25 protein-coding genes are annotated in these 24,908 nt (G+C 65.5%); 19 read left to right on the top strand and 6 right to left on the bottom strand.

Annotation, left to right across the window (positions count from 1 at the left end):
- Positions 1 to 37: 37 nt before the first annotated feature.
- From AB4Y79_RS13930 to AB4Y79_RS13915, 4 genes are all read right to left on the bottom strand, one after another.
- The gene (locus tag AB4Y79_RS13930) at positions 38 to 988 is read right to left on the bottom strand and encodes a carbohydrate ABC transporter permease (protein WP_441862843.1); all 951 of its coding nucleotides are present in this window, start codon (positions 986 to 988) and stop codon (positions 38 to 40) included.
- Positions 988 to 1,875, bottom strand: a complete 888-nt coding sequence (locus AB4Y79_RS13925; RefSeq protein WP_441862841.1) for a carbohydrate ABC transporter permease — start codon at positions 1,873 to 1,875, stop codon at positions 988 to 990. Before AB4Y79_RS13925 ends, AB4Y79_RS13930 begins: the two co-directional genes overlap by 1 nt.
- Positions 1,876 to 1,941: 66 nt before the next feature.
- Positions 1,942 to 3,222 carry an ABC transporter substrate-binding protein gene (locus AB4Y79_RS13920; RefSeq protein ID WP_441862839.1) on the bottom strand — a complete coding sequence of 427 codons (1,281 nt, stop codon included), beginning with the start codon at positions 3,220 to 3,222 and terminating at the stop codon, positions 1,942 to 1,944.
- Between the two features lie 138 nt (positions 3,223 to 3,360).
- Positions 3,361 to 4,272 (bottom strand): hypothetical protein, encoded by a 912-nt coding sequence (locus tag AB4Y79_RS13915; RefSeq protein ID WP_441862837.1) that lies wholly within the window; start codon positions 4,270 to 4,272, stop codon positions 3,361 to 3,363.
- 151 nt (positions 4,273 to 4,423) lie between these two features.
- On the opposite strand from AB4Y79_RS13915, the gene AB4Y79_RS13910 reads away from it, so the two are divergent.
- From AB4Y79_RS13910 to AB4Y79_RS13870, 9 genes are all read left to right on the top strand, one after another.
- Entirely contained in the window at positions 4,424 to 5,224 is an 801-nt protein-coding gene (locus AB4Y79_RS13910) for a hydroxypyruvate isomerase family protein (protein ID WP_441862835.1), read from the top strand.
- Between the two features lie 77 nt (positions 5,225 to 5,301).
- Positions 5,302 to 6,180: a 2-hydroxy-3-oxopropionate reductase gene (locus AB4Y79_RS13905; RefSeq protein WP_441862833.1), complete on the top strand. Its 879-nt coding sequence runs from the start codon at positions 5,302 to 5,304 to the stop codon at positions 6,178 to 6,180.
- A gap of 142 nt (positions 6,181 to 6,322) precedes the next feature.
- The gene (gene gcl, locus AB4Y79_RS13900; protein WP_441862831.1) at positions 6,323 to 8,113 is read left to right on the top strand and encodes a glyoxylate carboligase; all 1,791 of its coding nucleotides are present in this window, start codon (positions 6,323 to 6,325) and stop codon (positions 8,111 to 8,113) included.
- A gap of 2 nt (positions 8,114 to 8,115) precedes the next feature.
- On the top strand, positions 8,116 to 9,309 hold the full coding sequence (locus AB4Y79_RS13895; RefSeq protein WP_441862829.1) for a glycerate kinase: 1,194 nt from the start codon (positions 8,116 to 8,118) through the stop codon (positions 9,307 to 9,309).
- Complete coding sequence (allB, locus tag AB4Y79_RS13890; RefSeq protein ID WP_441862827.1) at positions 9,302 to 10,645, top strand: allantoinase AllB; 1,344 nt, start codon at positions 9,302 to 9,304, stop codon at positions 10,643 to 10,645. The genes AB4Y79_RS13895 and allB overlap by 8 nt, the downstream gene beginning before the upstream one ends.
- A gap of 9 nt (positions 10,646 to 10,654) precedes the next feature.
- Positions 10,655 to 11,305, top strand: coding sequence for a winged helix-turn-helix domain-containing protein (locus tag AB4Y79_RS13885; RefSeq protein WP_441862825.1), 651 nt, complete (start codon positions 10,655 to 10,657; stop codon positions 11,303 to 11,305).
- An 80-nt stretch (positions 11,306 to 11,385) separates the two neighbouring features.
- A complete protein-coding gene (bcp, locus tag AB4Y79_RS13880; RefSeq protein ID WP_441862823.1) occupies positions 11,386 to 11,865 on the top strand; it encodes a thioredoxin-dependent thiol peroxidase in 480 nt (159 codons plus the stop codon).
- Positions 11,866 to 12,021: 156 nt separating this feature from the next.
- On the top strand, positions 12,022 to 12,594 hold the full coding sequence (locus AB4Y79_RS13875; RefSeq protein ID WP_441862820.1) for a GNAT family N-acetyltransferase: 573 nt from the start codon (positions 12,022 to 12,024) through the stop codon (positions 12,592 to 12,594).
- Between the two features lie 59 nt (positions 12,595 to 12,653).
- The gene (locus AB4Y79_RS13870) at positions 12,654 to 13,361 is read left to right on the top strand and encodes a DNA alkylation repair protein (protein WP_441862818.1); all 708 of its coding nucleotides are present in this window, start codon (positions 12,654 to 12,656) and stop codon (positions 13,359 to 13,361) included.
- Positions 13,362 to 13,550: 189 nt separating this feature from the next.
- Here AB4Y79_RS13870 and AB4Y79_RS13865 read toward each other — a convergent pair whose 3' ends face one another.
- Positions 13,551 to 13,832 (bottom strand): hypothetical protein, encoded by a 282-nt coding sequence (locus AB4Y79_RS13865; RefSeq protein ID WP_441862816.1) that lies wholly within the window; start codon positions 13,830 to 13,832, stop codon positions 13,551 to 13,553.
- Between the two features lie 262 nt (positions 13,833 to 14,094).
- On the opposite strand from AB4Y79_RS13865, the gene AB4Y79_RS13860 reads away from it, so the two are divergent.
- The 10 genes from AB4Y79_RS13860 (at position 14,095) to AB4Y79_RS13815 (ending at position 24,542) form a co-directional block, all read left to right on the top strand.
- Positions 14,095 to 15,210 (top strand): PP2C family protein-serine/threonine phosphatase, encoded by a 1,116-nt coding sequence (locus AB4Y79_RS13860; RefSeq protein ID WP_441862814.1) that lies wholly within the window; start codon positions 14,095 to 14,097, stop codon positions 15,208 to 15,210.
- Positions 15,207 to 17,165 (top strand): glycosyltransferase family 2 protein, encoded by a 1,959-nt coding sequence (locus AB4Y79_RS13855; RefSeq protein ID WP_441862812.1) that lies wholly within the window; start codon positions 15,207 to 15,209, stop codon positions 17,163 to 17,165. Before AB4Y79_RS13860 ends, AB4Y79_RS13855 begins: the two co-directional genes overlap by 4 nt.
- A complete protein-coding gene (locus AB4Y79_RS13850) occupies positions 17,165 to 17,497 on the top strand; it encodes an STAS domain-containing protein (protein ID WP_018771766.1) in 333 nt (110 codons plus the stop codon). The genes AB4Y79_RS13855 and AB4Y79_RS13850 overlap by 1 nt, the downstream gene beginning before the upstream one ends.
- On the top strand, positions 17,490 to 17,915 hold the full coding sequence (locus tag AB4Y79_RS13845; RefSeq protein ID WP_441862810.1) for an ATP-binding protein: 426 nt from the start codon (positions 17,490 to 17,492) through the stop codon (positions 17,913 to 17,915). Before AB4Y79_RS13850 ends, AB4Y79_RS13845 begins: the two co-directional genes overlap by 8 nt.
- Positions 17,916 to 18,237: 322 nt before the next feature.
- Entirely contained in the window at positions 18,238 to 18,735 is a 498-nt protein-coding gene (gene uraD / locus AB4Y79_RS13840) for a 2-oxo-4-hydroxy-4-carboxy-5-ureidoimidazoline decarboxylase (RefSeq protein ID WP_441863228.1), read from the top strand.
- A complete protein-coding gene (gene uraH / locus AB4Y79_RS13835; protein ID WP_441862808.1) occupies positions 18,732 to 19,070 on the top strand; it encodes a hydroxyisourate hydrolase in 339 nt (112 codons plus the stop codon). Before uraD ends, uraH begins: the two co-directional genes overlap by 4 nt.
- Positions 19,071 to 19,150: 80 nt before the next feature.
- Complete coding sequence (locus AB4Y79_RS13830) at positions 19,151 to 19,960, top strand: IclR family transcriptional regulator (RefSeq protein ID WP_441862805.1); 810 nt, start codon at positions 19,151 to 19,153, stop codon at positions 19,958 to 19,960.
- 447 nt (positions 19,961 to 20,407) lie between these two features.
- A complete protein-coding gene (locus AB4Y79_RS13825) occupies positions 20,408 to 21,442 on the top strand; it encodes a quaternary amine ABC transporter ATP-binding protein (RefSeq protein ID WP_308929657.1) in 1,035 nt (344 codons plus the stop codon).
- Positions 21,442 to 23,469: an ABC transporter permease gene (locus tag AB4Y79_RS13820; RefSeq protein ID WP_441862801.1), complete on the top strand. Its 2,028-nt coding sequence runs from the start codon at positions 21,442 to 21,444 to the stop codon at positions 23,467 to 23,469. The genes AB4Y79_RS13825 and AB4Y79_RS13820 overlap by 1 nt, the downstream gene beginning before the upstream one ends.
- 95 nt (positions 23,470 to 23,564) lie before the next feature.
- On the top strand, positions 23,565 to 24,542 hold the full coding sequence (locus AB4Y79_RS13815) for an ABC transporter substrate-binding protein (RefSeq protein WP_441862798.1): 978 nt from the start codon (positions 23,565 to 23,567) through the stop codon (positions 24,540 to 24,542).
- Positions 24,543 to 24,629: 87 nt separating this feature from the next.
- On the opposite strand, the gene AB4Y79_RS13810 is transcribed toward AB4Y79_RS13815, so the two are convergent.
- Positions 24,630 to 24,908: OpcA/G6PD domain-containing protein (locus AB4Y79_RS13810; protein WP_441862795.1), on the bottom strand; the 279-nt coding region annotated here is incomplete at its 5' end.

Raw genomic sequence — 24,908 nt, 5'->3', positions numbered from 1 at the left:
CCTGGGGGTTACCAGTAGGCTACTCGTTGCTTGTGGTCTATCCCTTGACGGCGCCGAGCGTCATGCCTGCCACGATCTTGCGCTGCAGCAAGAGGGTAAGGAGGATGACCGGGATGGAGTAGACGGCGGCCAAGGCTGTCATGGATCCCCAGTCCAGGCCGAACTGGGTCTGGAAATTCGCGATGACCACGGGCGTCGTCTGGGACCGGATCGCCGTCATGAGCAGTGCGAAGAGGAACTCGTTCCAGGAGGCCAGGAAGGCGAAGATCGCGGTGACGGCGATACCGCCGGACACCACCGGGATCACCACCCGCCACAGGGCCCCCAGCCTGCTGCAGCCATCCACCGTCGCAGCCTCCTCCAGGTCTTTCGGCACAGCCTCGAAGAAGCTGGACATCAGCCAGATGGAGAGTGGCAGCGAGATGGTGGTGTGCGCAATGGACAGCGCAATCGGGGTGTCGGAAAGGCCCATCGACGCCATCATGGACGCCAGCGGGATGCCGATGGCTACCGGCGGCACCATGCGCGTCACCAGCGCGGCCATGATGAAGATCCGGCCGCTCAAGGTCTTGTACCTGGTGATGCCGTACGCGGCGGGTACCGCCAGCACCAGTGAAAGCACCGTGCTGATGATTGCCGTCTGGATGCTGTTGATGAACGACGCCGGTACGCCGCTGCGGCCCAGCGCGTTGACGTAGTTCTCCAGCGTCCACTCCCGGGGCAGGATGGTGGGCGGGACGGCGATGGTGTCAATGGGCGCCTTGAACGACGTGAAGATCAGGTACAGGAACGGAAACCCGTACAGCACCATGGCCGCTGCGAGCAGGATCCACAGCAGGGTGCGGGTTCCGCGCCGGCCTGCTTCCAGGCCTTCCCGGTTGACGCCGTGGCGCTTGCGCGGCAGGACGGCGCCGGGCCCGGCGGAAGGTGCCGCGGACGCCTTGCGCCGCGTCCCGGCGTCGTGATTGACGGTTTGTGCGGTGCTCATCAGGTGTCCTTTCCGGGCCGCCAGATGGTGGCCACCGCGAAGAATGCGACGGCGAGCATCGCCAGCAGGTAGATGGTGCCCATGGCACTGGCCAGGCCGGGATCGCCAAAGCGGATCATGGTTCGGTAGATCAACAGGCTCATGGTCTCCGAGGCCGACTGCGGGCCGCCATTGGTCTGGATGAGGATGGTATCGAAGGCCCTGGCCGCGTCAATGCCGCGTACCACCAGTGCCACTGCGATAACGGGCCGGAGCAGCGGAAGGATGATCCGGAACAGAAGCGCGGTGGCCCGGGCGCCATCCAGCCGCGCCGCCTCGATCAGGTCACCGGGAATGTTCTGCAGTCCGGCAAAGAGCACCAGGCACATGAACGAGGTCGTGAGCCAGATGTCCGGGATGGCCACTGAGAACAACACGATGCCGGGATCGGACAGCCAGCCGATCTGGTTGGGATTGGACAGGAGGCCCGCTTGGTGCAGGAGGGTGCCGATGAGGCCAAAGTTATCGATCATCAGGAACTTCCACAGCAGGCCGGCCACGATCGGGGCGATCATCAGCGGATACATGAACACGGTCCGCCAGATCTGTGAGCTCCTGCCCAGCATGGTGAAGAGCAGTGCCATGCCAAGGCCAAGTGCGAATTCGAGCGTCACCACCACCAAGGTGTAAGCCAGGGTGCGCCACCCTGCACCGGTGAAGGCCTCGGAGGCAAAAGCCCGGAAGTAGTTGTCCAGGCCCACGAATTCGCGGGGGCCGCCGGCGATCGGGGAGATCTTGAAGAAGCTGTCCGCGACCAGGCGGAACAGGGGGAAAGCAACAAAAATTGCCAGGAACAGCGCCGCTGGTGTCATCAAGAACAATGCGAAGCGGCGATCGGAGATACGCACGGTTTTCTCTTCCGCTGGTTGGGGCCGCGGCCGGCGCCGTTGAGTCAGGCGCCGGCCGCGGGGGTCTTACTTGAGGAGGTCCTCGATCTGCTTCTTGGCATCGGCGAGGAGGGTTGCGGAGTCACCACCGGCTACGGCCTTCTGCAGCATGGGAACCAGCACGGTGTCCACGATTTGCTGCCACTTTTCGGTGGCCGGGCGGGTTGCCGTGGCCTTGCCGCTGAGGGTTTCGATCAGTGGCTTGAAGCTCTCGTAGCCCGGCTTGTCCTGGTACTTCTCGAATGCGGAGATTCGTGCCGCCAGGCCAAGGCTGGACTCAATGCCCTTGTCGTTGTAGTCGTAGGCGCACTTGACGAACTTCTTGGCCGCGTCCGCGTTCTTGGTGGCCTTCGGCACGGTCAGGTACCAGGGGCCCGGGACACCGCCGACGCCGGCGGACCCGGCAATCATGGGAGCGGCTCCGACCTTTCCGGCCACCGGGGAGTCCTTGGGGATCTGGCGGTAGGCGTGGGCCCAGAACCGGGTCATGGCGGTCTTGCCCTGGTTGAACAGGTTCTGAGCGGCAGCCCAGTCCACCTGTGCGGCGCCGGATGGCGCGTCCTTGACCAGGCTGGTGTAGAAGTCCAGGGCTTCCTTGTGGGCGGCGTTGTCGATTACCACCTTGTTGTTCTCGTCCAGCACCATGGGCGAGCCGGCTTGCAGGACGTGGGCCAGCCATTCGGTTTCCACCCCGCCCTTCACGTCGGTGCCGAACATGCCGTCCTTGGTGAAGAATGCGGAGATGTCCTGGTACTGCTTCCAGGTGGTAGGGGCTGCGAGGTCGTACCCGTACTTGGCCTTGAAGTCGGCCTTGTTCTTGGCATCCTCGAAGAGGTCTTTGCGGTAAAGGATGATTTCGGCGTTGGTCCAGGCAGGCATGCCGATGAAGTGGCCGTCCACGTTGGCTTCCTTAACCAACGCCGGGAAGATGTCTTTCTTTGCCTCATCGGTGAAGAGTTCATCGATGGGCTGGACGGCGTCCTTGAAGCTGGGCAGCCAGACCGAATCCAGGGCGGCGACATCGAAGGAGACGTTGCCGGAGGAGAATTCGCTGGAGAGCCGGTTGAACATGCCGTCGTAGGGCAGTTCGACGAAGTTGACGTCGACGCCGGCATCCTTCCTGCACTGTTCGGCGATGCCGGTCAGTTCTGCGTGGCCGCCGGCCTCGACCAGGACGTTGACGGTGTTGGTGCCGGCGCTTCCCGACGTAGCGGCCGGGCCCCCTGCGCCGCACCCGGAGGCGACCAGGGCGACGGCGGTGCAGATGCCGCCAATGGCGAGCCTGGTGATGAATTTACGAGAGGACATCGCTGTCGACTCACTTTCTCTCGAACGGAATGGTGAGAATGAGCTTGGGGTGAAAAATCGTTTTGCCAAAACGACTTGGCAACACTTTAGGACCTGCTTCCGCGGGGTGTCAAGGATCACAACGGAAGACGAGGCCGCTCACGCCGCGACGGGCAGCACTAGGAGATAACCCACCGGAAGCCCACTGCTCCATCGGCGCGGCTCCCTGACCACGAACTGTGTCGCGAGCTGTTCCGGGCTAATGAGGCTGTTGGGCGCCGGCGAGGGTCCCCACTGCCCGCTGCCGTAGGGATACAGCGGATCCAGGACACGAATGCCGGTCACGGAGAAGTCGGCGAACTGCCGGGGATCGCCCACCGACTCGAATCCGCTCATCACCCATGCATGGCGTCCACTCCACATAACGAGCCCCACCGGCCTGCCCGTTTCGGTGATGGCGCGTGAGGCCGCACGGAGCGCCTCACCATATTCGGGAACGCTGACCACCCGGTAGGGCCCCATCCCCGATTCGGTGAGGACCTGCGCCCAGCCGAAGGGATTGGCGCCATTGAACGAGTCGGACGAGCGGGCGCGGGCCATTTCCCACAGCTCGCCCTGCTGCGCCCTGTCAGCCCAGGTACCCCCGCCCGTGTCGTCGATCAGGTTGTGGGCCATCTGGATGCTCGCCGCCACGCACCAGTCGAAGGTGTACTGGGGCACAAAGTCACCTTCCCGGTACAGGTCGACGGCGAACGGCTGAGGAACCGGGGCTGGAACCGGGGCCTGGGACGGAACTGGGGTCGGCGCGGTGTCCGTTGCAGGTGCGGGCGCCTCAGTCTGAATGGCGGCCTCCGACGGGGCGGGGGCCGCGCCGGACGCCCCCTGCTGCGAACCGGCGGCGCCTTCGGCGGTGGCCACTGCGGACGGCGGAGCGCTGACGGACTGTTCCGCATACGTTCCCGGCGTGCAGGCCGCGAGGAATCCAGCCAGGGCGACGAGCCACACCAGAAAGCGCAGACGGCCGGCGGTCATGGCCACTCCCAACTGTTCCTGGTATGCGGGTTGCTTCATACCAGTTTCCTGCCCGCGCCTCCCCTTGACTACCCCACCCCACGTTCCCTACACTTTTCATAAAGCAGAATCTAACTTCCACAAAGCGGAAACGGTGAAGAGCCGGGAAGCAAGGGAAGATAGATCAAAGCCCTCCTCGGAAGGACCTACGATGACGTACACAGTGAACTGCTCCATCCTCCTCACGGAGCTGCCCCTGCTCGAGCGCCCTGCCGCCGCCAAGGCCGCGGGCTTCGACGCCGTCGAGTTCTGGTGGCCCTTCGAAACCTCCGTCCCGGCCGACAGCGACATCACCACGTTCGAGAACGCCATCATGGATGCCGGCGTCCAGCTCACCGGATTGAACTTCAACGCCGGCAACATGCCGGGCGGCGACCGCGGCCTGGTGTCCTGGAAGGGACGCTGCTCCGAATTCAAGGACAACATCGACGTCGTCGCCGGCATCGGCGAGCGCCTGGGCTGCAAGGCCTTCAATGCCCTCTACGGCAACCGGCAGGACGAGTCCACACCTGAAGAGCAGGACGAACTTGCCGTCAAGAACCTGGCCGCGGCAGCCGAAGGCGTCGCCCGGATCGGTGGCACCGTCCTCCTCGAACCGGTCAGCGGCGCACCCAAGTACCCGCTCCTCACGGCCAACGACGCGCTCAAGGTCATCTCCCGCGTCAAGGAGGAAGCCGGCGTCGGGAACATCAAGCTCCTCGCCGACTTCTACCACCTGGCAGTCAACGGCGACGACGTCGAATCCGTCATCGAAAGCCACGCCAAAGACTTCGGCCACATCCAGATCGCCGATAACCCCGGGCGCGGCGCCCCCGGCACCGGCACCCTCCCCCTGGGCGAATGGATCGCCCGCAGCCGCGAACTCGGTTACCAGGGCTACATCGGCCTCGAGTACAAGGAACCGCAGGCAACCGCCTTCAGCTGGGCCATCCGCGAACACGTCAGCCAATAACAGGGCTTGAGCGAGTCGAAATCCGGTTTCGACAAGCTCAACCACCGATTCATACAGACTTCAGAAAGAGAACCATCATGAGCAACGTCGCAGTCATCGGACTCGGAATCATGGGCCTGCCCATGGCCATCAACCTGGTCAAGGCCGGCCACACCGTCACCGGCTTCAACCGCAGCCAGGACAAGATCGACAAGCTCGTCTCCGAGGGAGGCAAGGGCGCCGCGAGCATCGCTGACGCCGTCAGGGACGCCGACGTCGTCATCACCATGGTGCCGGACTCCCCCGATGTCGAGGGTGTTGTCAGCGGCAAGGACGGTGTCTTCGCCAACGCCAAGCAGGGCGCCCTGTGGATCGACGCCTCCAGCATCCGCCCGGACGTCGCGGTCCGCCTCGCAGGAGAAGCCAAGGAAGCCGGCATCCGCCCACTCGACGCACCCGTCTCCGGCGGCGAACAGGGCGCCATCGACGCCGTCCTCTCCATCATGGTGGGCGGCGACAAGGCGGACTTCGACGACGCCCAGGACGTCCTGAACGCGGTCGGCAAGACCATCGTCCATGTGGGCCCCTCCGGCTCGGGCCAGACCGTCAAGGCAGCCAACCAGCTGATTGTCGCCGTCAACATTGAAGTCCTCGGCGAAGCCATCGCCTTCCTCGAGGCCTACGGTGTGGACACCGACGCCGCGCTCAAGGTCCTGGGCGGCGGCCTCGCCGGTTCCAAGGTCCTGGAGCAGAAGGGACAGAAGATGCTGGACCGCAACTTCGACCCCGGCTTCCGCCTGGCCCTGCACCACAAGGACCTGGGCATCGTCACCTCCGCCGCCCGCGAGGCCAACGTCGCCATCCCGCTCGGCGCCATCGCCGCCCAGCTGGTCGCCGCCACCGTCAACCAGGGTGACGGCGCACTGGACCACTCGGGTCTCTTCAAGCAGGTCCTCCAGCTCAGCGGCAGGAAGTAACCACCCGGCAAGGCCGGAAACAAGCACCTAAGCAGGGAGCCCGCCGTCGTGAATTACGACGGCGGTCCCCTCAGCACACCCAAAAACAGGTTTCGACAGGCTCAACCACCGGGCCTGACCTCAAGCTTCCAAGGAGCACACCATGAGCAAGATGCGTACCGTTGATGCAGCGGTTGCCATCCTGGAAAAGGAAGGCGCCATCGAGGCGTTCGGCCTGCCAGGCGCGGCAATCAACCCCTTCTACTCCGCCATGCGCGCCCACGGCGGCATCCGCCACACCCTGGCCCGCCACGTTGAAGGCGCCAGCCACATGGCCGACGGCTTCAGCCGCGCCAAGGACGGCAACATCGGCATCTGCATCGGCACCTCCGGCCCCGCCGGCACCGACATGATCACCGGCCTCTACGCCGCCTGGGCCGACTCCATCCCCATGCTCTGCATCACCGGCCAGGCACCCGTGGCCAAGCTGCACAAGGAAGACTTCCAGGCCGTGGACATCGAGTCCATCGCCAAGCCCGTTACCAAGATGGCCATGACCATCCTGGAGCCCGGCCAGGTTCCCGGCGCCTTCCAGAAGGCCTTCCAGCTGATGCGCTCCGGCCGTCCCGGCCCCGTCCTGCTGGACCTGCCCATCGACGTGCAGATGGCCGAGATCGAGTTCGACATCGACACCTACGAGCCCCTGCCCGTCGAAAAGCCCAAGGCTTCCCGCAAGCAGCTGGAAAAGGCCCTGGACATGCTGCTCGCCGCCAAGCACCCGCTGATCGTGGCCGGCGGCGGCATCATCAACGCCGGCGCCTCCGCGCAGCTGGTGGAACTGGCCGAGACCCTCAACGTTCCGGTCATCCCCACCCTGATGGGCTGGGGCACCATCCCGGATGATCACCAGCTGATGGCCGGCATGGTGGGCCTGCAGACCAGCCACCGCTACGGCAACGAAAACTACCTGCAGAGCGACTTCGTGATCGGCATCGGCAACCGCTGGGCCAACCGCCACACCGGCGGCCTGGATACCTACACCGCCGGCCGGACGTTCGTGCACATCGACATCGAGCCCACGCAGATCGGCCGGGTATTCTCGCCGGACCTGGGCATCGCGTCCGACGCCGGTGCGGCGCTGGCAGGGCTGGTTGAACTCGCCAGGGAGCGCAAGGCGGCAGGGTCCCTGCCGGACTACAGCGCATGGGTCGCCGAATGCCAGGAACGCAAGGCCTCCCTGCACCGTAAGACCCACTTCGAGAACATCCCCATCAAGCCGCAGCGCGTGTACGAGGAGATGAACAAGTCCTTCGGCCGCGACACCACCTACGTGTCCACCATCGGGCTCTCCCAGATCGCGGGGGCACAGATGCTGCACGTGTTCGGCCCGCGCAAGTGGATCAACGCCGGCCAGGCAGGCCCGCTGGGCTGGACCGCCCCGGCCGCGCTCGGCGTCGCACGTTCCAACCCGGACCAGACGGTCGTGGCCCTCTCCGGCGACTACGACTTCCAGTTCATGATCGAGGAACTGGCCGTGGGCGCGCAGTTCAACCTGCCGTACATCCACGTGGTGGTGAACAACTCCTACCTGGGCCTGATCCGCCAGTCCCAGCGCGGCTTCAACATGGAACAGAACGTGTCCCTGGCGTTCGAGAACATCAACAGCGCGCACCTGTCCGAGGAAACCCGCGGCTACGGCGTGGACCACCTCAAAGTGGCCGAAGGCCTGGGCTGCAAGGCCGTCCGGGTGGAGGACCCCAACGACCTCGCCGCCGCGTTCGACAAGGCCAAGGCCCTGATGGGCGAGTTCCAGGTACCCGTGGTGGTGGAAGTGATCCTGGAAAAGGTCACCAACATCTCCATGGGCGTGGAAATCAACGCGGTGAACGAGTTCGAGGAACTGGCCGAGACCGCCGCGGACGCACCCACCGCCATCCTGGCATTGCAGGGCTAACCATGCGCGTGGTTATTGCCCCGGACAAGTTCAAGGGTTCGCTGTCCGCCCCGGAGGTGTGCAGCCACCTGGAAAAGGGCCTGCAGCGCGGTGCGGGCGGCAACCTTGAGGTGGTCCGGATTCCGGTGGCCGACGGCGGCGAGGGCACCCTCGACGCCGCCGTCGGCTCCGGCTTCACCCGCCGCACGGCAACGGTCACCGGGCCCACCGGCCAGCCGGTCGCGGCGGACTATGCCATCCGGGGACACGAAGCCGTCATCGAGATGGCCACCGCATCCGGTCTCGCCCTGGTGCCCCGGACCAGCAAAGGGGGGCGGCCGGACTCCGCAGCCGCCACCACGGCAACGTCCCTCGGGACCGGGCAGCTGATCCGTGCAGCACTGGACGCCGGCTGCCGCCGCATCGTGCTGGGCGTTGGGGGCAGCGCGAATACCGACGGCGGCGCGGGACTCCTCCAGGGACTCGGCGCCCGGTTCCTGGACAACAGGAACAACGAACTCCCGCCCGGCGGTGCGGCCCTGGCCAACCTGCACAGCATCGATTTCACCCACTTCGAGCCCCGGCTGGTGGACACACGCTTCGTGCTGGCATCCGACGTCGACAACCCGCTGCTGGGTGCCCAGGGCGCCGCGGCGGTCTTCGGCCCGCAAAAGGGTGCCACACAACAAGACGTCGGCATGCTCGACGCCGCCCTGGCCAGGTTTGTCGAAGTCCTGGCCAGGGAAATCGGATTCCGCGCCGTCAAGGCTGCAGAGGCTCCCGGAGCCGGGGCAGCCGGCGGTGTGGGCTACGCCGCCATCGCCGTCCTGGCCGCAACGCGGCGGCCGGGCATCGACGTCGTCCTTGAATTTACAGGACTCGCGGACCGGCTGGCCGGCGCGGACCTGGTGATCACCGGCGAAGGCAGCCTGGACGAACAGAGCCTGCTGGGCAAGACGCCCATGGGCGTTGCCCGCGCGGCTGCCGCGCACGGTGTTCCCGTCATCGCCGTCTGCGGCCGCACCACCCTGGACCATGACCAGGCGGCAGCCGCAGGCTTCGGGGAGATCCACGCTTTGACGGAGCTCGAATCAGATGTAAACAGGTGCATAGCAGAGGCAGGACCCCTGCTGGAGCAGCTGGGCACCCAGATCAGTGCGGGGCTGGCGGCCAACAGGCCCGGCACCGCAAGTACCAAGGAGGACCTCCGTGTCTGAAGAACGCTTTGACCTCGTCATCCGGGGCCGGCGCATCCTGACCACCGCCGGCGTCGCCCCGCGCGAGGTGGGCGTCCGCAACGGCAGGATCGTGGCCATCGAACCGCTCGGCAACGGCCTGGCCGGAGCCGAAGTGATCGAACTCGCCGACGACGAGACCCTGCTGCCCGGCCTGGTGGACACGCACGTCCACGTCAACGAGCCCGGCCGGACGGAATGGGAAGGGTTCGCCTCCGCCACCCGCGCCGCAGCCGCCGGCGGGGTGACCACCATCATCGACATGCCGTTGAACTCCGTCCCACCCACCACCACGGTGGAAAACCTCAAGCTCAAGCGCGAGGTGGCAGAAGACCAGGCGTTCATCGACGTCGGATTCTGGGGCGGCGCCATCCCCGGCAACAAGGCCGACCTGCGCCCCCTGCACGACGAGGGCGTCTTCGGCTTCAAATGCTTCCTCCTGCACTCCGGCGTGGACGAGTTCCCGCACCTGGACGCGGACGAGATGGAGGAGGACATGGCCGAACTCAAGTCCTTCGACTCGCTGATGATCGTCCATGCCGAGGACTCGCACGCGATCGACCGCGCCCCGCACCCCGGCGGCGACCACTACTCCACGTTCCTGGCCTCCCGCCCGCGTGGTGCCGAGAACAAGGCCATCGCCGAGGTCATCGAACGGGCCCGCTGGACCGGTGCGCGGGCGCACATCCTGCACCTGTCGTCGTCGGACGCCCTGCCCATGATCGCCAGCGCAAAGCGCGACGGCGTCAAGCTCACCGTCGAAACGTGCCCGCACTACCTGACGCTGATGGCGGAGGAAATCCCGGACGGCGCCACGGCCTACAAGTGCTGCCCGCCCATCCGCGAGGCCTCCAACCGCGAGCTGCTCTGGGAGGGGCTGCTGGACGGCACCATCGACTGCATCGTCTCGGACCATTCCCCCTCCACCTTGGACCTGAAGGACCTGGAGAACGGCGACTTCGCCGTGGCCTGGGGCGGAGTTTCGTCGCTGCAGCTGGGCTTGTCCCTGATCTGGACCGAAGCTCGGCACCGCGGCATCCCGCTGGAGCAGGTGGTGTCCTGGATGGCGGAGAAGCCCGCCGGCCTGGCCCGGCTCGGCAACAAGGGCCAGCTCGCCCTTGGCTACGACGCCGACTTCGCCGTGTTCGCCCCGGACGAGGCCTTCGTGGTGGACGTTTCGAAGCTCAAGCACAAGAACCCCATCACGCCCTACGACGGCAAGGCGCTGTCCGGGGTGGTCCGCAAAACCTTCCTCCGCGGCACCGTAGTGGACGGCCAGACCCCCACGGGCAAGCTGATCCGCCGCGGCGGCGTATAAGGACCCGCCATGGCAGTGGAAGCCCATCATCCCCGGCCGGCGGCCGCGCATCAGGTTCCGGCCAGGCGCGCCACCGCGTACGGGCTTGCCCTGTGGGTGGTTCCGGCCGAAGGCACCAGCCCGGAAGTCCTGCGCCACGCCGCCCACATGGTCCTTGCCAAAGCCCTGCAGACTGCTCCGGAGGCGGAAGTCCATTGGCCTGCCGCCGGAGCCCCCACGTCCGCCGCGGAGGGAGCCGCAGACCACTCCTCCCGCACTCCCTCCGCGGCGGAGAACCCTGGCCCGGGACGCCCAGTGGACGACGACGGCACCCTGCTGCCGCCGTCGGCCGGCCCGGTCAGCCGGGTTGCCGTGGACCTCGCGGCCGATACCGTGCTGCTGGACGGCATTCCGGTGGCCCTGACCGGCGTCGAATACAAGGTTCTGCGTTACCTGGTGACGCATCTGTCACGCACCGTAGGGCGGGAGGAACTGCAACAGTTCCTGGAGTCGCTGGCCTTTCCCGGCGCCACCGCGCGGTCCATCGACGTGTATGTGGGAAGGATCCGCAGGAAACTGGGCAACGCCCGCCATGCCGTGGCCACCGTTCGTGGCGGCGGTTACCAGTTTGTTCCGGGTCCGCACGCAACCGTTCGTGGACCGGCGGAATACTGCATATGACGCCCGAGTTGTATCACTAAGCGGCAAACCGCTTCACTGGATGTTTGGCCATCACTGACCGAGTCTTACAAAGGAACGCCATGAGCCCCACCCTGACCACCAAGCTTCAGCCCGGCACGCCGGCTCCTGAGTTCACCCTTCGGGACGCCCAGGGCCGCGAGACCTCGTTGGCCGATTACCGTGGCAAGAACGTCATCGTGTACTTCTACCCGAAGGCCGCCACCCCCGGCTGCACCACCGAGGCCTGCGACTTCCGCGACAGCCTGTCCTCCCTGCAGGGCAAGGGCTACGAAGTCGTCGGCGTCTCCCCCGACGCCCAGGAGGCCCTGGCCGGCTTCACCGGTGATTTCTCCCTGACCTTCCCGCTGCTCTCGGACCCCGACCACGCCGTCGCCCTGGCCTACGGCGCCTGGGGCGAGAAGCTGGTCAACGGCGAAATCCACGAAGGCATCGTCCGCTCCACTGTTGTGGTGGACCCCGACGGCAAGGTCACCCTGGCCCAGTACCAGGTGCAGGCCGACGGGCACGTCGCCCGCCTGAAGGAAGCACTGGGCCTCTAAAACGCCATCGCTTCCTGCAGCTTTTCCCGAACGCCCCTGCACTTTTGTGCAGGGGCGTTCGGCGTTTCCGGAGCGGCCCGGGTGCTGCGGCTGGACCTGGCCTGGACCTTCCCCGCGCGCGTTGCCGGCGGCCAGGGCCGGTGGAAGGATGGCGGGATGGCGATCGAGGTACGCCCGGCAACTGTTTTCGAGGACGTCCGGACCATGGTGGGGCCCAGGCGCCCGGACGCGACAGTCTGCTGGTGCCTGAGCTACCGGATCCCGTCCAGGCAGAACGTCTCGCTGCGCGCTGAGGAACGTGGTGCGCTGGTCAAGGAGCTGGTGGCCCAGGACCCGCCGCCGGGTGTCCTGGCGTACGACGGCGGCGAGGCTGTTGGGTGGGCAGCGGTCCACCCCCGTGCGGACACCAGCTTTGCCCGGAACCGGAAAATCCCGCATGTTGACGGGCTGGATGCCTGGTCCGTGTGGTGCCTGCGCGTGCGTCCCGGCCACCGCGGCAAGGGCATCTCGCACGTCCTCCTGGCAGGGGCCGTGGATATGGCCCGCTCCTACGGGGCGCCGGCCATCGAGGGGTATCCGGTCGACAATGGCGGCAGCAAAGTGGACCTCACCATGGCCTACGTGGGCACCCGCAAACTCTTCGAGGACGCCGGGTTCGCCAAGGCCGCGCAAACGGACTCCGTGCTCAATGGCTTCCCCCGCGTGCTGATGAGGCTGGCCCTGCCCTGAACCTTCCCGGCGGGAGCCTTATGCTGGAAGCTCACGGGCCGGCAACGCGGAGGTTGGGGATGTCCCAGGCAATGGACGAGGTTCTGGCCGAACTTGCGGTCCTCGAAGATCCGAAAGTGCGGGAGGCCAACGCGAAGCGCGGGGATGACCACGGCGTCAACCTTTCCAGGCTTCGGGCCGTGGCCAAGCGACTGAAAACCCAGCACAGCCTTGCCCTTGAGTTGTGGGCCACCGGCGATACGGCGGCGATGCTGCTGGCCATCTTGATCTGCCGGCCCAAGGACTTCGGCCGCGACGAGCTGGACACCATGCTGCGCCAGTCGCGGGCTCCGAAAGTCCACGACTGGCTGGTCAGCTATGTCGTCAAGAAGAGCGCACATGCCGAAGACCTGCGCCGGGCGTGGATGTTGGACCCGGACGCTGTCGTGGCCAGCGCCGGCTGGGCGCTGACCACCGAGCGGGTGGCGAAGAAGCCCGAAGGGCTGGACCTGTCCGGGCTGCTGGGCACCATCGAGGCAGAAATGAAAGGTGCACCCGACAGGCTTCAGTGGGCCATGAACCACACGCTGGCGCAGATCGGGATCGAGCATCCGGTGCACCGCTCCAGGGCCATCAGCATCGGCGAACGCCTGCAGGTGCTGAAGGATTACCCCACCCCGCCCAATTGCACCTCACCGTACGCACCGGCGTGGATCAACGAGATCGTGCGACGCCGGCTCGGAAGCCAGGATGCCGTCCCTCCGGATGGGGTCGAGCGGCTTCCCTGACGGGTCCGGGACGGGCGGGGCGCTACTTCCGGCGCCAGTACTTTCCCCAGTCAACCTCCATGGCCCACAGCGCCAGGAGCAGCGCATCCATGGTCATGAGTCCCGCCATTAGGTACGACCAGCCGAGCAACAAACTCACAGCAATCTCCTGACTATCCCCAGCCAATCGATTGCTGCTAAGTGTGGCACCTACAGCGCCGCTAAGGAATGCCCCCAACCCGCAGTCTTAAAGAGATGTGCGAACCTGATGTGCGCCTCGGTCTCCACCTTGAGCCGCCGGGTCAGTTTTTCCACGTGCCGGGACATTTCCTCCCCCACCGGAAGCCGATCGCCGGGCCAACTGGATACTTCCCGCGAATCGGCGAGCGCCTGCTCCAGTTCCTTGGACGCGGCCCGCACTTTCCGTGAGTGGAAGTACAGGCGAAGCAGGGCCCTGGCCTTGGCCGCCCCTTTGTTCTTGACTTCTTCCACGGGCTTCCCCCCCTTTCCGCAAGCTGTACAACCTCCGCGCGGTCGTCGTCGTGTCCTGATTCGCGGAAGCTGCTGCGTTCTTTCGAGTGTGCGCGGGGTTCCTCAACGTCCCGGCAAGCAGGTGCCAAGATTTCCGCAAGATCTGTTGGATGGCGCCCGCAGGAGGGGGCATAAAGGCCGGCAGTCCTCTTGTCAGGCAAGTCACCGGAAACTGTGAAGCATAAGACATGCCCTGTGCGGCTTAATACGGTTAAGTAGAGCTATGGTCTCTCCCTCCGAATCCCGCCGTGCGGTGGTCATCGAAGATGACCCGGACATCCGCGGACTGCTGGTCCGTGTCCTGGCGAAGCAGGGCTTCGACGTCACCCACGCCGGCGCAGGCCTGCCGGGGGTGGAGGAAGTCCGCCGCCGCAAGCCCGACCTCGTGACCCTGGACCTGAACCTGCCCGACCTCGACGGGCTGGAAGTGTGCAAGCTCCTGCGCGAATTCTCGGACGCATTCATCGTGATGCTCACCGCGCGGGCAGATGAACTGGACAAGCTGACAGGCCTGGACAACGGCGCCGATGAATACATCAGCAAGCCGTTCAGCCCGCGGGAACTGCAGTCCCGCATCAACGCGTTGTTCCGTCGCCGCCCGTCGGCCGCCGCCGAATCCGCGGCCCGTGGCGAGCTGGAACGCGCCACCGAGGTGCAGCAGAGCCTGCTGCCCAAGGAGGACATCCGGGTGGACGGCTATGACGTGGCCGGCATCTTCCGTCCCTCCCGCAACGTGGGCGGCGACTTCTACGACTGGTACCAGACTCCGGAGGGTTTGCACCTGACGTTCGCCGACGCCATGGGCAAGGGCATGGGCGCGGCGCTGATCGCGGCAACGGTCCGGGCCGTCATGCGCTCCACCGGCCAGCGGCAGGACCTCGACGCCGGGTTCGCCTCCGCCAGCAAGGCGATCGCCACGGACCTGGACTCCTCCAATTCGTTCGTGACCCTGTTCCACGCCCGGCTCGACGCGGCGTCCGGCAAGGTCAGTTATGTCGACGCCGGGCACGGCCTGGCGCTGCACATCCAGCCCGTCGGCCCGGCGGAACGCCTTCCCTCGGGCGGACCACCGGTGGGCGCCTGGCCTGGGACGCAGTGGCCGCACGCGGAACTGGAGCTGGCCCACGGGGACACCCTGGTAGTGGTCAGCGATGGTGTCCTGGACGTTTTCGAATCGGTGGAGGACTTCACCGATGCCGTCCAGGCGGCCACCCAGTCCGCCGGTTCGGCACAGGCGGCCAGCAGCGCCATCCTGGCCCTGGCACCGGCCGAAACCGCCGAGGATGACGTCACGGTGGTTGTCGTCCGCCGGCTGCCGGAAGAGGACGCAGCCGCATGACCCGTTTCTGGACCCGCCTGGTAGTGGTCCTCACCGTCCTGACGGGCCTGAACTACATCGCCTGGCGCTGGATGTCCTCCCTGAACTGGGACGCGTGGTGGATCGCGCTGCCGCTGGTGGCCGCCGAAACCTACAGCCTGATCGACGTCATGCTCTTCGGCATGACGGTGTGGAAACTGAAAATCCGCAAGGGCGCGCCGGAACCGCCCCATGACGCCACCGTGGACGTCTTCATCACCACGTACAACGAGGATCTGGACATGGTCCTCACCACGGCGCTGGCAGCCCAGAAGATCCGCCACCCGCACAGCACCTGGATCCTGGACGACGGCGCCAGGCCCGAACTCAAGGCCCTGTGCGAACAGCACGGCCTGGGCTACGTCACCCGCAGCGAGGACTGGACCAAGGACCTCCCCCGCCACGCAAAGGCCGGAAACCTGAACAACGCGCTGATGGTCACCCATGGCGAATTCCTCCTGATCCTGGACGCGGACCAGATCCCCGAACCGGACATCCTGGAAAAGACCCTGGGCTACTTCAACAACCGGCGCGTGGCCTTGGTCCAGACTCCGCAGTACTTCAGCAACGTCCCAGCCGACGATCCGCTCGGCAGCCAGGCGCCACTGTTCTACGGCCCCATCCAGCAGGGCAAAGACGGCTGGAACGCCGCGTTCTTCTGCGGCTCCAACGCCATCCTTCGCCGTGAAGCCCTGATGCAATTGGGCCTGGTGGGCTACGTCAAGGAAACCGAGAAGAGCATCCGGCGGGCCTTGGCCGCATCGCGCGCTGCCATCGGGCAGGCCCGCAAGTCAGCGGACGTCGAGTCGCCCCTGGTCGCCGGGGTTCTCGACGAGGTGGAGGCCGCCACCCGGGAAGCCCAGCAGGAAGTGGACGCCGGCCAGCCGCTGGGCGAGGTCACCTACCGGGTGCGCCGCCGCGTGGATGCCGCGGTACAGACCCTGGTCCAGGCCGACGTCGCAGCGTTGCAGGCGGACCTCGAAGAGATTGCCGCGATGGAACTGGCGCACGTGGGCGAGTCCGGAGTTCCGGTGGTGGCGGACGACGCCGTCCAGCGCATGTCCGCCCGCGACTGGTCGCCGCTGGGCGCCCTGGAGTCGGTCCAGGCCGTGCTGGACGCCCTGACAGTGGAACGCACCGGCGAGGCCCAGCCGGTCATGCCGCTGGCCACCATTTCCGTCACGGAGGACATGGCCACCGCCATGCGCATGCACGCGATGGGCTGGGAGAGCGTCTACCACCACGAGATCCTGGCATATGGCCTCGCACCCGAGGACCTGAAGACCATGCTCACCCAGCGGCTCCGCTGGGCCCAGGGCACCATCCAGGTCCTGCTGCGGGAAAACCCCTTGGTGCAGAAGGGCCTCAAGCTCGGGCAGCGCCTGATGTACTTCGCCACCATGTGGACCTACCTGAGCGGGTTCGCCGCTGTCATCTACTTCGCGGCCCCCATCATCTACCTGCTGCTGGGCATCCTCCCTGTCAGCAGCCTGAGCTGGGACTTCTTCATCCGGTTCATCCCGTTCATGGTGGTCAACCAGCTGCTGTTCGCCGTGGCCGGCCGCGGCATCCCCACCTGGCGTGGCCAGCAGTACAGCCTTGCCCTGTTCCCCACCTGGATCAAGGCCTGCACGACGGCGGCCCGCAACGTATGGTTCGGCCGTCCCCTGGGGTTTGCGGTCACCCCCAAGGCGCGCCAAAGCGGCGGACCCAGCTGGAGCCTGATCCGGCCCCAGATCGTGGTGTCCATCCTTCTGGCGGTCGCGGCCGTCGTCGGCATCATCCGCCTGGCCACCGGGCTGGCGGAGCCGCTGGGCACCCTGGTCAACGTCGTCTGGGTGGTCTTTGATCTGGTGGTCATGAGCATCCTGGTCCGCGCTGTGCTCTACAAGGGGTACGAACCGGCCGCAGAACCTGAAAAAAGAGAGGAATCCTGATGGAGTTCAGTTATGAGGTCAAAGACTCATACGCGGAGGTCAAAGCGGACGGACGGCTGAACATGGTCTCCGCGCCCAAGCTGCGCGAGTTCGTCACGGACGTGATCGCCGGCGGGTCGAACCGGATCGTCGTCAACCTGGAAAACACCGCGTTCATGGACTCGTCCGGCCTTGGCGCGCTGATCGGCTGCCTGAAGGCGGCCCGCCAGGCCGGCGGCGACCTCCGGATCGCGGCCGTGCAGCCGCAGGTGAACATGGTCCTGAAGCTGACCAGCATGGACAAGGTCCTCACCGCTTACGCCACGGCCGAAGAGGCGTTCGGCAATGACTGAGATCCTGGCCTCGCGCACCTTTCGGGGACCGGCGGCAGAGGACGCCATCGAAGCCGTCCACAACGACCTCGACAGCCTCTGGCTGGACGTTCCGTTCGTCAACGACATGGACCAGATGACGTTCACGACGGCGGTGATCGAGTCTGCTTCGAACATCGTCCGGCATGCCGAGCCGGCCGGGGAGCGGGACGTGGAACTGGGCGTGGAAACCACTGTGCGGCCCGCATTACTGCAGGCCCGTGTCAGTGCCTACTACGCCAAGCCGCCGTTCGGCCCGATGGAACCCGCAATTCCCGGCGAGGACGCGGAATCGGGGCGCGGCCTGGCGCTGATCGAGGCGCTGGTGACCACGGTGACGTTCGAACGCCAGGACGGCACCAACACCTGGGTACTGTCCCGGACGTCCTCCCAGGACTAGGGTCCGGCCGGCTACGGGCGGGCGGGGAACAGCACCGATAGTGTTGCGCCCCCGCCCGGCGCGTCAGCGATGGACATTTCTCCGCCGTGCGCCTGCGCTATGCGGCGGGACGTCGCCAGCCCCAGGGCCCGTGGTCCTAGCGGCTGGGCCAAACGGCTGTTGTACGCTCTTGACACGGACGGAACCCTGATCTTAGATATTACGTATGCTGAAATAACAGTTCCATGATGCGGAAGCCGCTCGGAAGATCGGCGCCGGGTCAACCGGCCTCCGCATAGCCGTCACCATGGATGCCAGCATGACCATCAAGGAATACGCCAGCATGAAGCTTGCCGAATTCAACGCCGCGGAGCATGCCGCGGCCCAGGCCACCCTCCGGCCCTGCATCGACGTCACCCGGTGGGTGGAGGCGGTGGCAGGAGCCCGGCCGTTCGCCAGCCGGGACGGGCTCCTGGCGTTTGCCGCCGAGGCAGCCAAGCCTTTCACTCCCGCGGAGGTCGAGGCCGCCATGGCCCACCATCCGCGGATCGGGGAACGTCCGACGACAGCCGGCACCGAGGCATCCATGTCCCGTTCCGAGCAGGCCGGGGTGGACCCGGCGGATACCGATGCCGCCGAGGCCCTGGCCAGGGGGAACCGGGAGTACGAGGAAAAGTTCGGCCGGGTCTTCCTGATCCGGGCCGCCGGACGCACCGCACCGGAAATACTGCAGGCCCTGAACCAGCGGCTCGCCAATTCCCCCGCAGAAGAAGACACCCTAGTGGCCCAGCAGCTGCGCGAGATTGCCGTGCTGCGGCTTGAAGGACTGATCAGCGAATGAGCGTTTCCCACGTCACCACCCACATCCTTGACACCGGTGCCGGGCGCCCGGCGGCGGGGGTCGCCGTCGTCCTTTCAAAGAACGACGCCGGCACCTGGCGCGAGCTGGCTGCCTCCAGCACGGACGCGGACGGCCGGGCGAAGGACCTGGGTCCCGAACAGCTGGAACCGGGGCACTACAAACTGAACTTCGCCACCGGGAAGTACTATGCCGGGCTGCAGACCGCAACGTTCTTCCCCGAAGTGGACCTGGTCTTCGAGGTAACGGGCTCCGAGCACTATCACGTGCCCCTGCTGCTGAGCCCGTTCGCGTACTCCACCTACCGCGGGAGCTAGCCGCGGTTCAGGGGCCAAAGCGTCAAGCATGTTAACCGGATGTCACGGCCGTCACAGTTTCGGGCATAGGATCAGGAAGTATGGCTTCGAATAGAGACCCTGAATCCGATACCGACGCCGAGGGCGGCCAGTCCGGCGGCGTGCAGTCCGTTGAGCGCGCCCTGACCGTCCTGGAGATCCTGGCCAGGGAGGGGCACGCGGGCGTGAGCGAAATAGCCGAAGAGATGGGCATCCATAAGTCCACCGTGTCCCGGCTGATGGGGTCCCTGGTCACCCGGGAGATGGTCCACCAGAACAGCGAGCGCGGCAAGTACCAGCTCGGGTTTGGGATCCTGCGCCTGGCCAGCTCCATCCCCGGCCGGTTGAGCCTGGTCCGTGAGGCACGGTCCGTCCTGGAAAGCCTGGCCGAGGAATTCAAGGAGACCGTCAACCTTGCCGTCCTGCGGTCCAACTATGCCGTGAACGTGGACCAGGCCATGGGGCCCTCCACACTGGCCACCTATGACTGGGTGGGGAGCCTGACGCCGCTGCACGCCACCTCCAGCGGCAAGGTCCTCCTGGCCGCACTGGACGCCGACGAGCGTGGACGCATCTTGAAGGAGACCGGCCTGGCTGCCCGGACCGCCCGCACCATCACCAGCCGGAAGGAACTGGACGCCCAACTCCTCGACGCGGCCGCCAAGGGGTACGCGGTGGTGCGCGAGGAATTCGAGATCGGACTCAATGCCGTGGCCGTCCCCGTGTATAACCACCAGGGCACCGTGATTGGCGCCATCAGTATTTCGGGGCCGGCATTCCGCTTTGACCCGGAGAAGATTCCGGGCCTGCTGGAGGGGCTGAAGGAAGCGGGCCTCAGGGTCAGCGCCAACATGGGCTACAACAGGCACTAGGAACAGCCAGAAGACCCCCGGGACGTCCCGTCCCGGGGGTCTTCTGGCGTTTAAGCAACACGTTTTAGCGCAACAAAAGGCGCACTGCGCAACGAGGAAATGAATACTCCACCCCTGTCAAGGCGTATAGGGAGGCGTGGCCGACAGTTCCGTAACATCCGGACTTCAAGAAAGAACCCTTGACAAAGGGAGTGGCGTAAATCACTCTGTTGCGTAAGACGAAGTGCGTTGCTGCTAACACAACTCACTTGGTCACCCGAAATGCAGCAAGTCGACCGCAGCCTGGCTGCCCTACCCCGCTTTGACTTCGTGCAGCAAGCACAATTCACCACGTTCCCCGACGTCGGGCCCAGAGCCACAGCGGATTCCTTCTGCGCCGGCGCCCGGCAAAGTCTCTACCCCACCCAAGCATGCGGTTCCAGCCTCCATCCAAGCAGGAGTACAGCCATGAACAACCCCGCCATCTCAGTTCGCGACCTTTGGAAGGTCTTCGGACCAGGGGGAGAGAAGATCCCGGGAAACCGGGATCTATCTGCCCTTAGCTCTGCAGAATTGCTTGAACGCACCAGCTGCGTTGCCGCGGTCCGCAACCTGAGCTTCGACGTCGCAAAAGGCGAAGTTTTCGTGGTCATGGGATTGTCCGGGTCAGGCAAATCCACCCTGATCCGCTGCCTGACCAGGCTCATCGAGCCGACGTCCGGACAGGTCCTGGTGGACGGCAACGATGTCCTGCAGGCAGGCGTGGCTGAACTTCGGGAACTCCGCCGCCGGAAAGTGTCGATGGTTTTCCAGCACTTCGGGCTGCTGCCGCACCGCACAGTCCTGGACAACGTCTCGTATGGACTGCAGATACGCGGAACAGCGAAGAACGAACGCCACACCAAGGCCCGGGAAATCATTGAACTGGTTGGGCTCAAAGGCTACGAACAGCACTACCCGGACCAACTGTCCGGCGGTATGCAGCAGCGGGTCGGCCTGGGCCGGGCATTGGCGGGAGACCCCGACACCATCCTCTTCGATGAGCCCTTTTCAGCTTTGGATCCGCTCATCCGGCGTGACATGCAGGCAGAAGTCATCCGGCTCCACAAGGAGATGGGCAAGACCATGGTGTTCGTTACCCACGACCTCGCGGAAGCGCTGAAACTCGGAGACCGCATCCTGATCATGCGCAACGGAGAGCCTGTCCAGTGCGGCACCGGAGACGACCTTGTCGGGTCCCCGGCGGACAAGTACATCGAGGACTTCGTCTCGGAAGTCCCCCGAGCCGACGTCTTGACCCTCAAGTGGATCACACGGCCGCTTGCCGACACCACGCCCAGGGATGCAGCAGTGCTCAACTCAAGGATGATCATCCGCGACGCCATCCCGGCCGTAATGCACTCCTCCTGCCCGGTCCTTGTCGAAGAGGGCGGCAGGATCACGGGACAGATCGACCGCGACAGCATTCTTTCGGTGCTGCAACCGGCAGAAGCGGCGGCCTGATGTCCGCCCTCCTCGAAAAACAGAAAACCGTCCCGTCTGCCCCCATTGTCCCTGAAGCACGCCGCAGGCCCAGCCGAAGGACAGTCCTCCTGCTGGCCGCCGGTGCACTCTGGATCCTGGGATTCCTGCTCCTCAACGGCACGGCAACCCTGGCGTTGCCAGCCTCAGAACTGACGGACCTGCACCGCTCACTGAACCAGTTCAACGCCTGGGTCGCGGCAAACCGGGCTGACAACCCGGTCTTCCTCTACTTCTTCACGCCACTTCGGACCGCCGTGGATGCCGTGGCGAACCTGTTTACCACCACCTTCGCAGCAACGCCCACCGGCCTGCGCCTTCCAGAAATCGGCTGGCTGGGAACGGTGGGACTGCTCACCTGGATCGCGCTGGCCGTTGGCAATGTACGGGTAGCCCTGCTGACGGCTGTGGTCTTTGTCTTCTTCGGTTTCCAAGGCCTGTTCGTGGAAGCGACCTACACGTTCGCCCTGGTTCTGACTTCCGTGCTGCTGACACTGCTGGTGGGCATCCCGCTCGGCGTGCTGTCCGGCATCTACGGCAGGGTAGCCGCGGTCATCACCCCCGTGCTGGACTTCATGCAGACCCTGCCCACCTTCGTCTACCTCGCCCCGCTTGCCCTGGTCTTCCTGATCGGACCGGCGTCGGCAGTGATCGCCACGGTGATCTATGCTGCTCCACCGGTTATCCGCCTGACCGCACATGGTATCCGCCGCATTCCAGAGAACACCCGCGAAGCATCCGACTCGCTCGGCACCACAGGCCTGCAACGGCTGCTGACATTGCAGCTGCCCATGGCACGCCGGACCATCGTGATGGGTATCAACCAGGGGACCATGGCCGCCCTGTCCATGGTGACCATCGCCGCCCTGATCGCAGCTCCGGGCCTTGGCCAGACGGTTGTCCGGGCACTGCAGTCCCTGGACGTTGGTACTGCAGTCAATGCCGGCCTCTCCATCGTCCTGCTGGCCATCGTGCTGGACCGGGTGACCACAGCGGCCAGCCGCCGCGCAGAGCCTGGCGCAGCCGCCAAACGCCGTTTGGGCCGCAAGGCCCGCGCCGGGCTCCTCGGGATCGCGCTGGCCGTGGTCCTGGTCATGGTGCAGTTGTCCAGGACCATGCTTTGGGCAGCAGCCTTTCCCCAGGACCTCAACGTGGGACCGGCAATCGTTCAGGCCGTGAACACCGCCAGCCACTGGCTGCAATCGAATGTATCGCTCTTCACGGTATCTCTGCGTGAAGGTGTTACCGGCACCATCCTCAACCCGTTCCAGTCGTTACTGACCGACACGCCTTTCTTCATCCTCGTCGCAGTGATCGCCATCGTGGCCTACGCACTGGGCGGCTGGAAGCTCGCTGCCGTAACCACTGCCTGCCTGGGGGTCATCATCTACCTCGGGCTCTGGAGTGACGCGATGGTCACCCTCGCCGGTACCCTTGTTGCCACCGCCGTGGTGATGGTTTTGGGCATTGTCTTTGGCGTGGCCATGGGCCGGTCCAGCCGCGTCGACCAGCTCATGCGGCCCCTGCTTGACGCGGGCCAGACCATGCCCTCCTTCGTCTACCTGGTGCCCTTCCTTGGCCTCTTCGGAGCCACACGATTCACGGCGATCATCGCGGGCATCATCTACGCCGCCCCGGTCGCCATCAAGATCACGGCCGATGGAATCGCGGCGATCTCCCCGACTGTCGTCGAGTCCGCGATCGCCAGCGGTTCGACACCGTGGCAGGTGATCACGAAGGTGCAGCTGCCCATGGCCAGGCAATCCCTGGCGCTCGCTGCCAACCAGGGGCTGATCTACGTCCTGGCCATGGTGGTGGTGGGAGCCCTCGTCGGGGCAGGCGGCCTCGGATACGACGTCGTCGCGGGATTCGTCCAGAGTTCCATTTTCGGTAAGGGCCTCGCCGCCGGCCTGGCCATCGTGTTCCTCGGAATCATGATGGACAGGATGACCCAGGCTGCCGCCGCCGCTCCGGCCCGCAGAATCCCAGTGTCCAAGTCCACGGCGTGAGCGTTCCAGTCCTGCTTACGCCCAGAAGTACGCCCCCTGAAAGCTTGCCTGCGACAAGGCGAGAAGTCCTGTATGCCCCAACAAGGAGACCCACCATGAAAAAAGCTGAAAGGCTGATAAAACGCACCTTGCCGGCAATGGCCGGAGCTGCTGCCGCCGCCCTGTTCCTCGCAGGCTGCGGCGGTGCATCGGTAAACCAGACCGCTGCGGCTGGCGGTGCCACGGGAACGCCCTGTGGCAGCGTGAACGTAGCAATGAACGCCTGGGTCGGTTACACCGCTGACGCCGCCGTCTACAGCTACGTGGCGAAAAACAAGCTCGGCTGCAGCGTCGTCCAGAAGGACCTCAATGAGCAGGTCTCCTGGCAAGGCTTCGCCTCAGGCGAAGTGGACCTCATCATCGAAAACTGGGGCCACGCCGACCTGGCCAAGCAGTACATAACCGACCAAAAGGTGGCCGTTGATGCCGGCCCGACAGGAAACGAAGGCCACATCGGCTGGTATGTCCCGCCATGGATGGCAGAGAAGTACCCGGACATCACCGACGGCCAGAACCTTAACAAGTACGCTTCGATGTTCACCACCTCGGAGTCCGGCGGAAAGGGGCAGGTCCTTGACGGCGACCCCGCCTTCGTCACCAATGACGAGGCACTGGTGAAGAACCTGAACCTTGACTACAAAGTGGTCTTCGCCGGCTCGGAAGCGGCACTGATCCAGTCATTCCGGACAGCGCAGCAGAACAAGACACCCCTTCTCGGCTATTTCTACGAGCCGCAGTGGTTCCTTTCCGAGGTTCCGTTGAAGAAGGTGAGCCTGCCGGCGTGGACCGAGGGCTGCGACTCCAACCCGGAAAAGGTTGCGTGCGACTACCCGACCTACAAGCTCAACAAGATCATCTCCAAAAAGCTCGAGGACAGTGGCTCCCCAGCCGCCAAGCTGGCCAAGGCATTCACCTGGACCAACGAGGACCAGAACTCGGTTGCTACGGATATACAAGGCGGTATGACGCCTGAAGCGGCTGCAAAGAAGTGGGTGGATGCCCACCAGAGCGTGGTGGATGGTTGGCTTAGCTGACAAGCATTCCTGACGCCTCCTGATCGACGGCGGCCATGGCCCCGGCGCCCACTGCGCCGGGGCCATGGCGTTTAAGGAACCGCGAGCTTAGACCACAACGAGGCATCCTTGCAGCGGGTTCGGTGCCGCAAGCGCCGGAGCGGCTTCCGCCGGCACCTCCATGGCGGCGCGTCCGACGGCGGTGAGCACCTCCCCGAAGACGGAATCGGGGTCGAGGCGGCGGAGTTCTTCGGCGAGGCAGTCGCGGAGGCTGCGGCGTGGGAGGGTGATGCGTTGGGCGGGTTGGCCGGGTTGGGTGAGTTCGGCGACGGAGAGTCCGGGGCGGAAGAGTTGGACGTCGCCGCCGGGGCGGGTGAGGCGGACGCG

The organism is Pseudarthrobacter sp. YAF2 (assembly GCF_052113345.1).
Classification (GTDB): domain Bacteria; phylum Actinomycetota; class Actinomycetes; order Actinomycetales; family Micrococcaceae; genus Arthrobacter.
The sequence above is the reverse complement of the archived record's forward strand: the minus strand, read 5'-3'. Positions and strand labels throughout refer to the sequence as shown.